The sequence below is a fragment of the Nonomuraea sp. B10E15 genome (assembly GCF_039871615.1).
In the GTDB taxonomy this organism is placed as follows: domain Bacteria; phylum Actinomycetota; class Actinomycetes; order Streptosporangiales; family Streptosporangiaceae; genus Nonomuraea.
Map to the genome: position 1 here is coordinate 27,545 of NZ_JBDPMB010000009.1, position 14,554 is coordinate 42,098.

General features: G+C 69.7%; 13 protein-coding genes. 9 read left to right on the forward strand and 4 right to left on the reverse strand.

Going from position 1 to position 14,554, the window contains the following annotated elements:
- The first annotated feature begins 33 nt into the window (after positions 1 to 33).
- The 6 genes from rsmA to ABGB14_RS24740 all read left to right on the forward strand — a co-directional run bounded on the left by rsmA (position 34) and on the right by ABGB14_RS24740 (position 6,975).
- A complete protein-coding gene (gene rsmA, locus ABGB14_RS24715; RefSeq protein ID WP_347646205.1) occupies positions 34 to 894 on the forward strand; it encodes a 16S rRNA (adenine(1518)-N(6)/adenine(1519)-N(6))-dimethyltransferase RsmA in 861 nt (286 codons plus the stop codon).
- Between the two features lie 69 nt (positions 895 to 963).
- Positions 964 to 1,521: an ATP-binding protein gene (locus ABGB14_RS24720; protein ID WP_347646206.1), complete on the forward strand. Its 558-nt coding sequence runs from the start codon at positions 964 to 966 to the stop codon at positions 1,519 to 1,521.
- Between the two features lie 209 nt (positions 1,522 to 1,730).
- Positions 1,731 to 2,246 carry an NlpC/P60 family protein gene (locus ABGB14_RS24725; protein WP_347646207.1) on the forward strand — a complete coding sequence of 172 codons (516 nt, stop codon included), beginning with the start codon at positions 1,731 to 1,733 and terminating at the stop codon, positions 2,244 to 2,246.
- Positions 2,247 to 2,729: 483 nt separating this feature from the next.
- The gene (locus tag ABGB14_RS24730; protein ID WP_347646208.1) at positions 2,730 to 3,914 is read left to right on the forward strand and encodes a transposase; all 1,185 of its coding nucleotides are present in this window, start codon (positions 2,730 to 2,732) and stop codon (positions 3,912 to 3,914) included.
- 123 nt (positions 3,915 to 4,037) lie between these two features.
- The gene (locus tag ABGB14_RS24735; protein WP_347646209.1) at positions 4,038 to 4,940 is read left to right on the forward strand and encodes a 4-(cytidine 5'-diphospho)-2-C-methyl-D-erythritol kinase; all 903 of its coding nucleotides are present in this window, start codon (positions 4,038 to 4,040) and stop codon (positions 4,938 to 4,940) included.
- A gap of 202 nt (positions 4,941 to 5,142) precedes the next feature.
- Positions 5,143 to 6,975, forward strand: a complete 1,833-nt coding sequence (locus tag ABGB14_RS24740) for an ABC-F family ATP-binding cassette domain-containing protein (protein ID WP_347646210.1) — start codon at positions 5,143 to 5,145, stop codon at positions 6,973 to 6,975.
- A gap of 294 nt (positions 6,976 to 7,269) precedes the next feature.
- Here the strand turns inward: ABGB14_RS24740 and ABGB14_RS24745 are convergent, their stop codons facing one another.
- Entirely contained in the window at positions 7,270 to 7,776 is a 507-nt protein-coding gene (locus tag ABGB14_RS24745) for a MarR family winged helix-turn-helix transcriptional regulator (RefSeq protein ID WP_347624150.1), read from the reverse strand.
- Positions 7,777 to 7,833: 57 nt separating this feature from the next.
- On the opposite strand from ABGB14_RS24745, the gene ABGB14_RS24750 reads away from it, so the two are divergent.
- From ABGB14_RS24750 to ABGB14_RS24760, 3 genes are read left to right on the forward strand one after another with little or no spacing between them, the layout of a single operon-like run.
- Positions 7,834 to 8,604: a trans-aconitate 2-methyltransferase gene (locus ABGB14_RS24750; RefSeq protein ID WP_347646211.1), complete on the forward strand. Its 771-nt coding sequence runs from the start codon at positions 7,834 to 7,836 to the stop codon at positions 8,602 to 8,604.
- Positions 8,605 to 8,614: 10 nt separating this feature from the next.
- Positions 8,615 to 8,965 (forward strand): glyoxalase, encoded by a 351-nt coding sequence (locus tag ABGB14_RS24755; protein ID WP_347646212.1) that lies wholly within the window; start codon positions 8,615 to 8,617, stop codon positions 8,963 to 8,965.
- Between the two features lie 52 nt (positions 8,966 to 9,017).
- A complete protein-coding gene (locus tag ABGB14_RS24760) occupies positions 9,018 to 10,496 on the forward strand; it encodes a CYTH and CHAD domain-containing protein (protein ID WP_347646213.1) in 1,479 nt (492 codons plus the stop codon).
- 101 nt (positions 10,497 to 10,597) lie between these two features.
- Here the strand turns inward: ABGB14_RS24760 and ABGB14_RS24765 are convergent, their stop codons facing one another.
- The 3 genes from ABGB14_RS24765 to ABGB14_RS24775 form a co-directional block, all read right to left on the reverse strand.
- The gene (locus ABGB14_RS24765; protein WP_347646214.1) at positions 10,598 to 11,446 is read right to left on the reverse strand and encodes an NUDIX hydrolase; all 849 of its coding nucleotides are present in this window, start codon (positions 11,444 to 11,446) and stop codon (positions 10,598 to 10,600) included.
- On the reverse strand, positions 11,439 to 13,499 hold the full coding sequence (locus ABGB14_RS24770; RefSeq protein WP_347646215.1) for an RNA degradosome polyphosphate kinase: 2,061 nt from the start codon (positions 13,497 to 13,499) through the stop codon (positions 11,439 to 11,441). The genes ABGB14_RS24765 and ABGB14_RS24770 overlap by 8 nt, the downstream gene beginning before the upstream one ends.
- Before the next feature lie 119 nt (positions 13,500 to 13,618).
- Positions 13,619 to 14,485, reverse strand: a complete 867-nt coding sequence (locus ABGB14_RS24775) for a TetR/AcrR family transcriptional regulator (protein ID WP_347646455.1) — start codon at positions 14,483 to 14,485, stop codon at positions 13,619 to 13,621.
- Positions 14,486 to 14,554 lie beyond the last annotated feature (69 nt).

The following is a 14,554-nucleotide window of genomic DNA, read 5'->3' on the forward strand; positions in this document are numbered from 1 at the left end:
TTGGTCTCCCCGTACGCCATCGCAGGTTCTTCGATGCGGGAGACTGATGGGATGATGAGGCTGTTGGGCCCTGCGGAAATACGTATTTTGGCGAACAAGCTAGATCTTCGTCCGACAAAAAAGCTAGGGCAGAACTTCGTGATCGACGGGGGCACCGTCCGCCGCATCGTACGCGTGGCCGATCTGTCCCCGGACGACGTCGTCATCGAGGTGGGCCCCGGCCTCGGCTCGCTCACGCTGGAACTCCTGGCGTCCGCCGCGCACGTCGTGGCCGTCGAGATCGACCCGGTGCTCGCCCAGCAGCTTCCCCTCACCGTCGCCGACCGAGGCGCCTCCGACCGGCTCACGGTGATCAACGCCGACGCCATGAAGATCTCCGAGACCGACCTGCTGGGCTTCGCCCCCACCGCCCTGGTGGCCAACCTCCCCTACAACGTGGCCGTCCCGGTGGTGCTCCACCTCCTGGAGGCCCTGCCGTCGCTGCGCAAGGGCCTGGTCATGGTGCAGTCGGAGGTGGCCGACCGCCTGGCCGCCGGTCCCGGCTCCAAGGTGTACGGCGTTCCGTCGGTCAAGGCCGCCTGGTACGCGGACGTGCGCAGGGCGGGCCCCGTCGGCCGGTCGGTCTTCTGGCCCGCGCCCAACGTGGATTCCGGGCTGGTCTCCCTGGTCCGCCGCGACCCGCCCGCGGCGACGGCGTCGAGGGAAGAGGTGTTCGCGGTGATCGACGCGGCCTTCGCGCAGCGCCGCAAGACCCTGCGCGCGGCCCTGGCCTCGTGGGCGGGCAGCCCGGCCCAGGCGGAGGCCGCGCTCAGAGCCGCAGGGGTGGACCCTTCGGCGCGCGGCGAGCAACTCGACATCCAGGCCTTCGTCCGCATAGCCGAATCCGCCCCCTGACCGAACGCCCCGAGCATCTCCGTGTTCCCGAACCGCATCGGGGCGCGCCACGCTGGTTGAATCGCAGGGGTGGAGACAAGAACCCAGGGCCTGAACGATCTCGCTGATGTGGCTGAAGAATCCTCAGGCGGCTCGACGGACTCGTCGGCGCGGTGTGTCGTGATGATGTGCGGGATCGCGGGATCAGGCAAGTCGACCTATGCACAGGCGTTGGAGCGACACGGCTATGTCAGGCTGTCGATCGATGAAGTGATCTGGTCCCGGTTCGGGCGCGATGCCGTCGAGTTCGATTCGGCAGAGTACGAAGGCCACAAGGCGGCTGCCGAGGAAGCGTTGAGGAAGCGGCTCGTAGACCTGATGAAAGCCGGCCAACCGGTGGTCTTGGACTACAGCTTCTGGCGCCGGACGACTCGTGATGGCTACAAGGCCCTGATCGAGAGTCATGGGTGCCGGTGGAAACTGATCTATCTCAAGGCAAGCCCGGAGACGCTGCGCCAGCGGCTGGCGGTACGCAACAAGCTGCACGGGGCCAACTCTGTGACCGTGTCCGAGGATCTGCTCAACAGGTACCTGGCCGGATTTGAGGAGCCCGTCGACGAAGGGGAGCTCACGATCCTGCAGGACTGATGCGACAGGCGTACGACATCGTTCGTGAATGCGCCGGCAAGAGGCGACGTTCTTCGTGCCGGGGTGTGCGAACCTGCGGCAGTGCCTTTCCACAGCCCGCCTGCTGTCGCCACTCTTCATCCACAGAACCCCGCTCGGCCCCAGGTCCCCTCGCCCCGCCGGATCATCCTGGCCTCCCGCGAAGTCACGTACGAACCCGGGAGGCTCACATGCTCCGACGCATCGCTCTCATCTGGCTCGCCCTCGGCGGAGGCCTGTGCACCACGCTCGTCGCCGTCCCCGATCCCGCCCTGGCGCAGCTGAAACGCACCCCGACCAGAGGCGAGACGGCCGCCGCCGCGGCCCTCAGCCAGTTGGGCGTCTCCTTCTCCTGGGGAGGAGGCTCGGTCAAGGGCCCCACCATCGGCATCGGGCGAGGAGCCGCCACGACCGGCTTCGACTGCAGCGGCCTGACCCTTTACGCCTGGTCCAGAGCCGGGGTGCGGCTGAGCCACTACACCGGCGCCCAGTTCCGCCAGGGCCGCAGGATCCCGCTCAGCGCTCGCCGCCGAGGTGACCTGTTGTTCTTCGGCGGTGGCACGGGCGACCCCACCCACGTGGCCCTGTTCCTCGGCGGCGGCGTCATGATCCATGCTCCCAAGACGGGCGACGTGGTGCGCCGGGCCAACTTCCTCCGCTCGCCCTACTTCCGCTCCGCGTTCCGCGGCGCCGTGCGTCCGGGCTGACCGCTGGCGCCGGCCGCCGTGCCGAGCGAAGAGCCGACTGCTGGGTCGAGCGGGGTGCCGTGGCAAGGCCGCGACCGCGTCCACGAGGGCCGCGGCATCCGCCTCCAGGGCATGCCGGATCCCTCGGGCCGCGACGAACTCCGCCTCCGCGGTGTCGAGATCGCGCCCGCCGGCCCGCACGATCCGCTCCGGCGGTACCGCCACCTCCGGCACCAACCCTCCGGGGCCCTCTCCGGTGAGCGCGCGCAGCACCATCCCGTGATAAGCCCCGGAAGGCGACGACTCAGGCGTGTTGAGATCCCCATCAGAGTCTCCCGAGGGGACCGTCGACTTGAGGCGACGGGGGATCGGGAGCGGGAGGGCCGTCGATGCCTGTGCGTGCCCTTACCTGTCGGGTCCGCACATCAGGGATGTCCTTCCTGGGTTTGTCGGCGGCAGCCGGTATCGTGGTGGTGTCGTTACCGAATGTGATGGGGGTGGGGTGTGCGCAGGTCGTTCCGGTTCCTGTTGCGCCCCACCGCCCGGCAGGCGGCGGCGCTGGCGGCGTGCCTGGAGGACCACCGCCAGCTCTACAACGCCGCTCTGGAGCACCGCCGCACCGCCTACGCCAAGGCGGGCGTGAGCGTCCGGTACGGCGAGCAGTCGGCCGAGCTGAAACACATCCGCGCCGGTGATGCGGACGGGCAGGCGCGTTGGTCGTTCTCGTCCCAGCAGGCCACGCTGCGACGGCTCGACAAGGCGTTTCGCGCGTTCTTCGACCGGGTCAGGGCCGGACGCGCGCCGGGGTTCCCGCGGTTCAAGGGGCGTGGCCGGTTCGACACGGTCGAATGGCCGAAGGACGGCGACGGCTGCCGGTGGGATGCTCAGCCCGGCCACCCCACCACGACCTACGTGCGGCTGCAGGGTGTCGGGCATGTGCGCGTCCACCGGCACCGGCCCGTGCACGGCCAGGTGAAGACGGTCAGCGTCAAGCGCGAGGGCTCCCGCTGGTTCGTGGTCCTGTCGTGCGACGACGTGCCCGCCGGACCGCTGCCCGCCACCGGCGCGGTCGCCGGGATCGACATGGGCGTGGCCTCGCTCGTCACGACCAGCGACGGACAGCATCTGACCAACTCCCGTCACCTGGCTGCGTCCGCTGACCGGCTGGCCGCCGCGCAGCGGGCTCTGGCCCGCAAGGAACGGGGTTCCAAGCGGCGGCGCAAGGCGGTGGCCCGCGTGGCCGCGCTGCACGCCAGGGTGCGCAGGCAACGTCTGGACGGCGCGCACAAGGCCGCGCTCGCCCTGGTGACCGCCTATGACGTGATCGTGCACGAGGACCTGCGGATCGCGAACATGACCCGCTCGGCGTCCGGCACGATCGAAGTCCCCGGCCGGAATGTCGCGCAGAAGTCCGGCCTCAACCGGAGCATCCTGGACGCGGGCTGGGGGGTGTTCCTGACGATCCTGTCGTACAAGGCTGAAAGCGCCGGTCGCAAGCTGATCGCGGTGAACCCCGCCGGCACCTCCCGCACCTGCGCCCGCTGCGGGCACAGCGCACGGGAGAACCGCGTCACCCAGGCCGGGTTCGCCTGTACGGCGTGCGGTCATACCGCGCACGCCGACGTCAACGCGGCCAAGAACATTCTCAGGGCAGGGCTTGCCCTTCGCCAGGCTGCGCAAGCGGCTTAGCGAGAAGCCACTCCCTTCAGGGAGCGGAGGAGTCACCTTCCGAGAACCGCATGTCAGGGCGGCGTGCCCCGATAACATCGAGTGTCCTTGACCCCGGCAAGTGATGAAAGTGGCAGAAGATCGATGAGTTCGGTGACCGTACGTGTGCCTGCGAAGGTCAACGTGCAACTTTCTGTCGGCCCGCTCAGGGAGGACGGCTTCCACGACCTGGTCAACGTCTTTCACGCCGTATCGATCTTCGATGAGGTGACGGCCAAGGAGTCCGAGGCGATCACGGTGTCGGTGCCGGGGAAGTGGTCCGGTCAGGTGCCGGTCGACGACGGCAACCTGGCGATCAGGGCTGCCCGCGCGCTCGCCAAACACGCGGGCCGCGGCTACGGCGCCGACCTGCTCATCCAGAAGGACATCCCGGTCGCCGGCGGGATGGCGGGCGGCAGCGCCGACGCGGCGGGCGCGCTGGTGGCCTGCAATGAGCTGTGGGGGATCGGGCTGCCCTTCGAAGACCTCATGGAGATCGCCGCCGACCTCGGCAGCGACGTGCCGTTCTCCCTGCTCGGGGGCACGGCGGTCGGCACGGGCCGCGGCGAGCAGCTGAGCGAGTTGCCCACCGGGGGCTTGTTCCACTGGGTGTTCGCGCTGGCGGACGGTGGGCTCTCCACGGCCAGCGTCTACGCGGAGTGCGACCGCCTCAGGGAGGCTTCGGCCGCCGAGGTGCCCTGGCCCCAGATCGACGACTCGCTGATGGAGGCTCTGGGCACCGGCGACGCCTACGCTCTGGGCGCCCACCTGAGCAACGACCTCCAGGAGGCCGCGCTCAGCCTCCGCCCGGAGCTCGCGCCGACCCTCGAAGCAGGGCGCCAGCACGGAGCGCTGGGGGCGATCGTCTCCGGCTCCGGTCCGACGTGTGCATTCCTGGCCATCGACGCCCTGCACGCCCGCGATCTGGCCCGTGGCCTGACCACGACAGGCGCCGCCCACACCGCCGTCCCCGCCCACGGCCCCGTCGCCGGCGCCACCCTCCTCTGACCACCGCCGCCATCCAGTTCCCGTCCGAGGAACCGCCCTTCCGCCCTCCTTGTGGTGGCCGCCACCCCCTTCCGCTCCCGTACGGTGGCCGCTGCCACCGTTCGGCGACCGTCGCGCCTCTCGTTCACCGCCGGCCCGCCCGGGTGGCGGACCGCTCTTCGCTGTCGGCCGGCTTGCCACGAGCCGATACCCTGGGATTGCCATGAATCTGGTCAACCTTGAGTCGGTCTCCCATGCTTACGGGCCCAAGCCACTCCTCAGCGACGTCTCCCTGGGCGTGGAAGCGGGGGAGCGCATCGGGGTTGTCGGGCGCAACGGGGGCGGTAAGACGACGCTGCTGTCCGTCATCGCCGGGGCGGTGCGGCCGGACACCGGCCGGGTCACCCACAACCGCGGGCTCCGCGTGGGCTTCCTGTCGCAGCGCGACGAGCTCGACCCCGGCGCTGCCGTGAAGGAGATCGTGCTCGGCGGGCTGGCGGAGCACGAGTGGGCCGGCGACCAGCGGGTTCGCGAGATCCTGGCCAACCTGATCGGCGACCTCGACCTGGATGCCAGGGCCGCCGATCTGTCCGGTGGCGAGCGCAGGCGTACGGCGCTGGCGCAGTTGCTGATCGACGACCACGACCTGGTCATGCTCGACGAGCCCACCAACCACCTCGACATCGAGGCGATCGCCTGGCTGGCCGGGCATCTGGCGGGCCGGAAGAGCGCGCTGGTGGTCGTGACGCACGACCGGTGGTTTCTCGACGCGGTGTCCACCCGCACGTGGGAAGTCGTGGACGGACGGGTCGAGCGGTATGAGGGCGGATATGCCGCTTACGTGCTGGCCAAGGCGGAGCGGGCACGGATCGCCCAGGCCGCCGAAGAGCGCCGCCAGAACCTCATGCGCAAGGAGATCGCGTGGCTGCGGCGCGGTCCGCCCGCCCGCACGTCGAAGCCGAAGTTCCGCATCGAGGCCGCCCAGGCGCTGATCGCGAACGAGCCGCCGGCGCGGGAGACCGTGGAGTTGATGCGGTTCGCCGCGGCCCGCCTCGGCAAGACGGTCTACGACCTCGACGACGTCACCCTCCACGCGGGCGGGCCGGGCAGCGGGCCGCTGGTGCTCGATCGCCTGACGTGGCAGTTCGGCCCGGGAGACCGGATCGGTCTGATCGGCGTCAACGGATCCGGCAAGTCGTCGGTGTTGCGGCTGCTCGCCGACACGGTCAAGCCCGACGAGGGCCGGGTGGTCAAGGGCAAGACGGTGCGCCTGGCGCACCTGTCGCAGGAGCTGGCCGAGCTCGACCCGCAGCGGCGGGTGCTGGAGTCGGTGGAGGAAATACGCAAATACCTCCAGGTCGGCAAGAAGGAATGGTCGGCGTCCCAGCTGCTCGAACGTCTGGGGTTCAAGGGCGAGGCGCAGTGGAAGGTCGTCGGCTCCCTTTCGGGTGGTGAGCGGCGACGGCTGCAGCTGCTCCGGCTCCTCATGGACGACCCCAACGTGCTGCTGCTCGACGAGCCCACCAACGATCTCGACATCGAGACGCTCAACGAGCTCGAAGACCTGCTGGACGGCTGGCCCGGCACGCTGATCCTGGTGAGCCACGACCGCTACTTCCTCGAGCGGGTGACCGATCGCTGCGTCGCGCTGCTGGGTGACGGGAAGTTGTCGCTGCTGCCCGGCGGGGTCGACGAATATCTCGAACGCCGCGCCGCCGGCACGGCCCTGACGGCCCGTGTGGCCGGCACCACCACGACGACCACCACGACCACGGGTCCCGGCGCCGCCGGCTCCCCTGCGTCGGATCCGGCCCCTGCTGCTCAGAGCGGGCTCTCGGCCAAGGAGGAGCGCGAGCTCCGCAAGGAGCTCAACCGCCTCGAACGCCAGCTCGACAAGCTGAGCGACCAGGAGTCCAGGCTGCACGCCGCGATGGCCGATGCGGCCACCGACTATGCCAGGCTGGGCAGCCTCGACGCCGAGCTCCGCGAGATCACCGCCCAGAAGGACACCATCGAAGCCGAGTGGCTGGAGACCGCCGACCGTCTCGGCGACTGACCTCACCACCTGGCGTTCTGGTGCCGCCGCGGCGAAGCGGACGGTGAAGGGACGCTCGTGACGGCGAGTGCGCCGTTGGCCCTCACGACCGGCGCGTGACGGAGGGCCGCTGACGTCGGCGGGGCGGGTAACTCGGCTTGCCGTACAACAAGCTGGGGCGCGCGCGAGCCGACCCGGGCAGCGCCGCCGGCTCGACCCGCCACGGCGGGCGCTGAGCGGGTGGGCGGGGGACGGCGCTGCGGAGAGGGGCCGAGCGGGTGGAAGAGGGGTGAGGGGCCCGCCCGGGGGAGAGGCTCACGGCGGAGAGTCGAACGGGGTGAGGAGGGTGCGGAGGAGGGAGGCGAGGGCGCGCTGGTCGGTGGGGCCGAGGCCGGACAGGAGGTCGTGTTCGCGGCGGAGCAGGTCGGAGAAGGCGGCGTCGACGCGGGCGAGGCCGGTCTCGGTGAGGGAGACGAGCACGCCGCGCCGGTCTTCGGGGTCGGGGCGACGCCGCACGTGCCCGGCCTGTGCGAGGCGGTCGATGCGGTTGGTCATCGTGCCGGAGGTCACGAGCGTGGCCCGCAGCAGGGCGCCCGGGCTGAGTTCGTACGGTTTGCCGGCCCGCCGCAGCGCTGTCAGCACGTCGAACTCCCACGGCTCCAGGTCGTGTTCGGCGAACGCCGCCCGTCGAGCCCTGTCGAGATGCTTGGCCAGTCGTGACACCCTGGAGAGCACCTGGAGCGGTTCGACGTCGAGGTCGGGGCGCTCCGTCCGCCAAGCCGCGACGAGGCGGTCGACCTCGTCTCTAGCATCCTCGGTCATGACACAAGAGTGTACTGTCTTGACATCGAGATATCTCTCTCGATATCAATTATCTTCATGTCAAGAGATATGTGGGACCCTGTAACGTACGCCGTCTATGCGGACGAGCGGTCGAGGCCCTTCATCGAGCTGATCTCCAGGGTAGGGGCGGTCGATCCCGACTATGTCGTGGACGCCGGCTGCGGCAGCGGCGAGCTCACCGCCCAGCTGGGCGCTCGCTGGCCCGGCGCGACCGTGGAGGGTTTCGACTCCTCGCCCGCGATGATCTCCAAGGCGCGGCGGCTGGAGACGAAGGCCAGGTTCGCGGTCGCCGACGTGGCCATGTGGCGGCCCGACCGGTCGGTGGACGTGATCGTCTCCAACGCCGTGCTGCAGTGGGTGCCCGATCACCACTCCGTGCTGGAGCACTGGGTCGAGGAGCTGGCGCCGGGCGGCTGGCTGGCCTTCCAGGTGCCGGGCAACTTCGATGCGCCCAGCCATGTCGCGATCCGCGAGCTGTGTGCCTCCCGCGCCTGGTCCGACCGGCTCGGCGACGTGCTCAGGGGGAAGCCGGTCGACGAGCCCTTCGACTACCTCGACCTGCTCAACCAGGGCGGCTCTCAGGTCGACGCCTGGGAGACGACCTACATCCACGTGCTCCACGGCGAGAATCCGGTGCTCGACTGGGTGTCGGGCACCGCCCTGCGGCCGGTTTTCGACCGCCTCGCCCCGGACGAGCAGCGGCGGTTCAAGCGCGACCTCGCCCCGGCGCTCGCCGACGCCTATCCGGCCAGAAATTACGGTACGCCCTTTCCGTTCAGAAGAATCTTCGTCGTGCTGCAGAAATGAGGCAGGGAAAATGATGATCAGAGCACTGCATCACGTTCAGCTCGCCGCGCCCGCGGGGAGCGAGCCGCTGCTGCGAGAGTTCTACGCGGGCGTGCTCGGCCTGGAGGAGGTGCCCAAGCCGCCCGAGCTGGCCAGGCGCGGCGGCGCGTGGTTCAGGGGCGAGGGCGTGGAGGTGCACCTCGGCATCGAGGACGGCTTCAGGCCCGCCCGTAAGGCCCACCCCGCGTTCCTGGTGGACGACATCGACGCCTACGCCGCGAAGATCCCCGGAGCCGTGCCGGACGACCTCTTTCCCGGCTTCCGCCGCATCTACGTCTCCGACCCGGTGGGCAACAGAATCGAGCTCCTGCAATTCGCCTGATGTTCACCTAAGGGTGGCATTATTGTCCTAAATCGGACTTTTGCGAGGCGTAGTGGGAATCGAGATCGAGGACAAGTTCGATGTCACCGCAGAGTACGAGATTCCGGACCTGAGTGGGCTGGCCGAGATCGTCGGTCCGAAGACTTACCAGCTCGTGGCGCTCTACTATGACACGCCCGATCTGCGGCTGGCCTCCCGGGGCGTCACCCTCAGACGACGACGAGGGGGCGCCGATTCCGGCTGGCACCTCAAGCTGCCCAAAGCCAAGGGCGCGCGCCAGGAGATCACCCGTCCCCTCACCCGCAGCACCAAGATTGTGCCGGCGGAGCTGGCCGAGCTCGTCCGCGCCTTCACCCGCGGCGCCGCGCTCCGGCCGGTCGCCCAGCTCGACACGCGCAGGAGCGTCACGGTCCTGTTCGACGGCGACACGAGGCTCGTCGAGGTCGCCGACGACCGCGTGAAGGGCACCGTCTTCGGCGTGGAGCCCATGGTCGTGCGGTGGCGCGAGGTCGAGGCCGAGCTGCTCGAAGGCGGCGACAAGGCGCTCCTGGCCAAGGTCGGCAAGCGGCTCAGGAAGGCGGGCGCGACCCCGTCGGCCTCCTCCAGCAAGCTCGCCAAGCTCCTCGAACCCGCCCCGCTCCCCAAAGCCCTCACCGAGCCGGGCACGGCCGGCGAGATCGTCGTCGCCTACCTGGCCGGCCAGGTGGCCGCCCTCCTCTCGCAGGACCCCCGCGTACGCAGGGCGGAGGACGACGCGGTGCACCAGATGCGGGTGGCCGCCCGCAGGATGCGCAGCGCGCTCAAAGCGTTCAAGACCGTCGTGACCGGCACAGACCAGCTCCAGGACGAGCTGCGCTGGGTCGGCGCCGTCCTCGGCGAGGCCCGCGACCTGGAGGTCATCAGGGCCAGGTTCGGCAAGGCGCTGGACGGGCTGGCCCCCGAGCTGGTCACGGGCCCCATCCGGGCCCGGCTCGGCGCGGATCTGCTCGAACGCGAACAGGAGGCGTACGAGCGGATCAAGGAGGCGCTCAGCGGCGAACGCTACTACACCCTCCTCGACTCGCTCGATGCCCTCGTCTCCGTCCCGAAGCTGGGCAAGGCCGCGGCCAAGCCCGCGCAGAAGCGGCTCAGCGCCATCGCGGCGGCCAACTGGGACCGCGTGACCAGGGCGTACGACACCGCCCAGGCCATCGAGGACCCCGAACGCCGGGAGATCGCCATGCACGACGTGCGCAAGGCGGCCAAACGCGCTCGGTACACCGCGGAGGCGCTCCGTCCCACGCTGGGCGACACCATGGTCAAGCTCGCCGAACTCTCCGAGGGCATCCAGGAGATCCTGGGGACGCACCAGGACGGCGTGGTCGCGCAGGAGACCCTGGAGAAGGAGGCTGGGAAGGCCCGCCAGGCAGGCGAGGACACCTTCACGTACGGGCTGCTCGTCGGGCTCGAGCGCGGCACGGCCGAGCGGGCACACGCCGAGTTCCCCAAGGTCTGGGCACAGACCGTCGAAGCGGTGAACAAGGTTCTGTGACGACTCTTCCGGTCATCCCGTTCGCACGGAGCGGGCTGCTCGAGGTGCCGGCGGCCTGGTCCCGGCGTGTTCGGCATCCGCCGCCCGGCCGCCCGCCACTCTCACGCCGGGTAACGCTCGACGCCGACGACGTGCCCGCCGGCCCGGTGCAGCACGGCGAAGGCGCCCTTGCGCAGGTGCACGCTCCTGCCGCTGAGCGCCTCGATGAGCCCGGGCAGCACCTTCCCGTGGCTGCACACCGCCGCGGGCGCCGTGAGGTCGCCGACCAGGGCCGGGGTCTCGCGCGGGTCCTGGTCCTCCTCGCTGAGCAGCGGCTCGATCCGGATCGTCGCTCCATACGGCAGCGCGTCCCGGTACGGCTCCACGGTCTGGACGCACCGGACGCTGGGGGAGCTCACGAGCAGCTCGGGCCGGTAGGCGGGCAGCGCGGTGGCCAGGCTCGCCGCCTGGGCACGCCCGGCGTCGTCGAGCGGGCGTTCCGCGTCCTCGCCCCGCCACTCACTCCTGGAGCCGGCCGAGCCGTGCCGGACGAGGACGAGGGGCGTGGTCTCCAGGGGAGCGGCGGCCAGCGCCCGCAGCAGTCCCGCGTCCCACTCGTACGTCAGCAGCCGCCTGGCCTCGTCCACCGGCAGCCAGCGCAGCTCGTCCACCTCGTCGCCGGGCACGAACCCGTCGTCGGCGACCACCCTGCCCGCCCAGTAGTCCACCCGCTTGAGCCGCTCGGACCTGAGGTAGTGGATGGGGGGCAGCGCGCGGCCGAGCACGACTGTCATGCCGGTCTCCTCGCGCACCTCGCGCAGGGCGGCGGCGATCACGTGCTCGCCGGACTTCAGCTTGCCCTTGGGGAAGGTCCAGTCGTCGTAGGCGGGACGGTGGATGACGGCCACGTCGGGGCTGCTCTCCTCGCCCCTCCAGACCACGGCCCCGGCCGCGCGGAGCAGGTCAGTCATCAACGGTCCTCCAGCGGCGGGTGCCGATGAGGTGGCTCTGCAGGTCCTCACCCGGGTGGCGGACCCATGCGCCGTCGGAGCCGAGCCACCACGAGTTGGTCGTCTCGGCCATGACCCGGTCCATCAGCTCGACGAGGTACGTCTTGTGCTGCTGGGATGTCACCTTGACCAGGGCTTCGACGCGGCGGTCCAGGTTTCTGCGCATCAGGTCGGCGCTGCCGATCCAGACCTCGGGCCGGCGGCCGAGGCCGAACTCGTACACCCGGGAGTGCTCCAAAAAGCGCCCCAAGACCGACCTTACGCGGATATTTTCGGACAAATCTGGAATCCCTGGCCGGAGCGTGCAGATGCCCCGCACCCAGAGATCCACCGGCACGCCGGCCCTGGACGCCCGGTAGAGCGCGTCGATGATCGGCTCGTCCACCAGCGAGTTCGTCTTGATCCTGATCCTGGCCGGGCGCCCGGCCAGCTGATGGGCGATCTCCCGCTCGATCCTGGCCAGCAGCCCGCTGCGCATGGAGTGGGGCGCGACCAGCAGCCGCCGGTAGGCGGAGTGGTTGGAGTAGCCGGTCAGGTGGATGAACAGGTCGGTGACGTCCTCGCCGACCAGCGGGTCCGCGGTGAGCAGGCCGAAGTCCTCGTACTGGCGGGCGGTCTTGGGGTTGTAGTTGCCGGTGCCGATGTGGCAGTAGCGGCGCAGCTCGCCCGAGATCTCCTGGCGGATCACCAGCGCCAGCTTGCAGTGCGTCTTCAGCCCGACCACGCCGTAGACGACGTGGCAGCCGGCGCGTTCGAGCTTGCGGGCCCAGGAGATGTTGGCGTGCTCGTCGAAGCGGGCCTTGATCTCCACGACCACCACGACCTGCTTGCCCGCCTCCGCCGCGTCGATCAGCGCGTCCACGATGGGCGACTCGCCGCTGGTGCGGTAGAGGGTCTGCTTGATGGCCAGGACGCGGGGGTCGGCCGCGGCGACCTCGATGAAGCGCTGCACGCTGGTGGCGAACGAGTCGTACGGGTGGTGCAGCAGCACGTCGCGCTCGCGCAGGATCGTGAAGACGTCGTCCTCGGCGTTGATCACTTCGGCGGGCACGAACGGCCGGTAGCCGAGCTCGCCGCGGTCGAGGTCGGCGATGGCGTGCAGGCCGCTCAGGTCGAGCGGCCCCGGCAGCCGGTAGATCTCGTGGGGCGCGAGCTCCAGCTCCTCCACGAGCGGCGCCAGCACCTCGGGCGTGATCGTGTCCTCGACCTCGAGCCGCACCGGCGGGCCGAAGCGCCGCTTGAGCAGCTCTTTCTCCAGGGCCTGCATGAGGTTCTCCGTGACGTCCTCGTCCACGTCGAGATCCTCGTTCCTGGTCACGCGGAAGACGTGGTGCTGGAGGATCTCCATGCCCTTGAAGAGCTGGCCGAGATGCGCCGCGATGACGTCCTCCAGCGGCACGAAGCGGTCCTTGGACGCGGGGACGAACCGCGGCAACTGCGACGGGACCTTGACCCGCGCGAACACGGTGTGATCGGTCGACGGGTTGCGCACCAGGACGGCCAGATTCAGGCTGAGCCCTGAAATATAGGGAAAAGGATGGGCGGGGTCGACGGCCAGCGGCGTCAACACCGGCCTGATCCGCTCCCTGAACAGCTTGCGCAGCTCCGTGCGCTCCTCCCGGCACAGGTCGTCCCACCTGACGATCTCGATGCCCTCGCCCGCCAGCCGCGGGAGGATGTGGTGGTGGAAGGCCGCCGCGTGCCGTCTGGCCAGCTCGTCGGCGACCGTGCCGATCCTGGCCAGCTCCTCACGGGGCTTGAGGCCGCTCTTGGTCCGCAGCAGCAGGCCGGTGGCCATCCGCCGTTTCAGCCCGGCCACCCGTACGCGGAAGAACTCGTCGAGGTTGCTCGCGAAGATCGCCAGGAAGCGCACCCGTTCCAGCAGCGGCACCGAGGCGTCCTCGGCCAGTTCGAGCACGCGCTCGTTGAACTGGAGCCAGCTCTCCTCGCGGTTGAGAAATCGTTCCTGGGGGAGGGGCAGGTCGTTGGCGGGGTGAAACGCTTCCGCGGACATATGGGGTATATTGCCCCGATTAATTGAACAGAACGTTAACGTCGTCGCAACGGCTCACCCTCATCGGTCAGCCCTGCTCAACCCCATCGTCATCCGTGATGACCTGCACGTTCAAGAGGTCACTCCGGGTGATCCACGTGACCGAGACGCGCCGCGCGCTCCGCCAGGCGGGCCTCGCGCTGGCGGATCTTCTCCTCCCGTTCGCGCGCCTTCTCGGCCTCCTTCAGCAGCCGTTCGCGCTCCTTCAACTCGCGCACCCTGGCCTTCTCGGCCTCTTTGAGCTCGCGCTGGCGGAGCTTCTCGGCCTCCTTGAGCTCCTTCTCGCGCGCCTTCTCCAGCTCGCGCAGCTCCTTCTCGCTGGCGCGCGCCTTGACCGGCGGCGTCAGCTGGCGGGTCGTGAGGCTGATGGCCGGGCTGGGGTTGAGCCCCGTAAGACCGTTCCACGCCAGGTTGACCAGATGAGCGGCCACCTCCTCGCGCCCCGGCTTGCGCACGTCGAGCCACCACTGCCCGGTCAGCGCCACCATGCCGACCAGCATCTGCGCGTACATCGGCGCGAGCTTGGGCTCGTAGCCGCGGGCGGCGAACTCGTCGGCGAGGACGTCCTCCACCTGGCTCGCGATCTCGCTGATGAGGCTCGCGAACGTGCCCGTGCCCGAAGCGGCGTGGGAGTCGCGCACGAGAATGCGGAAGCCCTCGCTGCTCTCCTCGATGTACTGCAGCAGGGCCAGTGCGGCCCGCTCCAGCTTGATGAGGGAGTGGGAGGCGGCGAGGGCTTCAGTGATCATGCCGAGCAGCTTCTGCATCTCGCGGTCGACCACGACCGCGTAGACGCCTTCCTTGCCGCCGAAATGTTCGTAGACCACGGGTTTGGACACCTGCGCGGTAGCGGCGATCTCTTCGATAGAGGTCCCGTCGAACCCCTTCTCAGCGAAGAGCGTGCGGCTGATGCGGACCAGCTGCTCTCTTCGCTCGCTACCGGACATGCGCCTGCGGGATCGGGGTTCCGTCACGGTCTCCATAATGACGGCCACGGCAGTGTGGCCGCCCTTCGG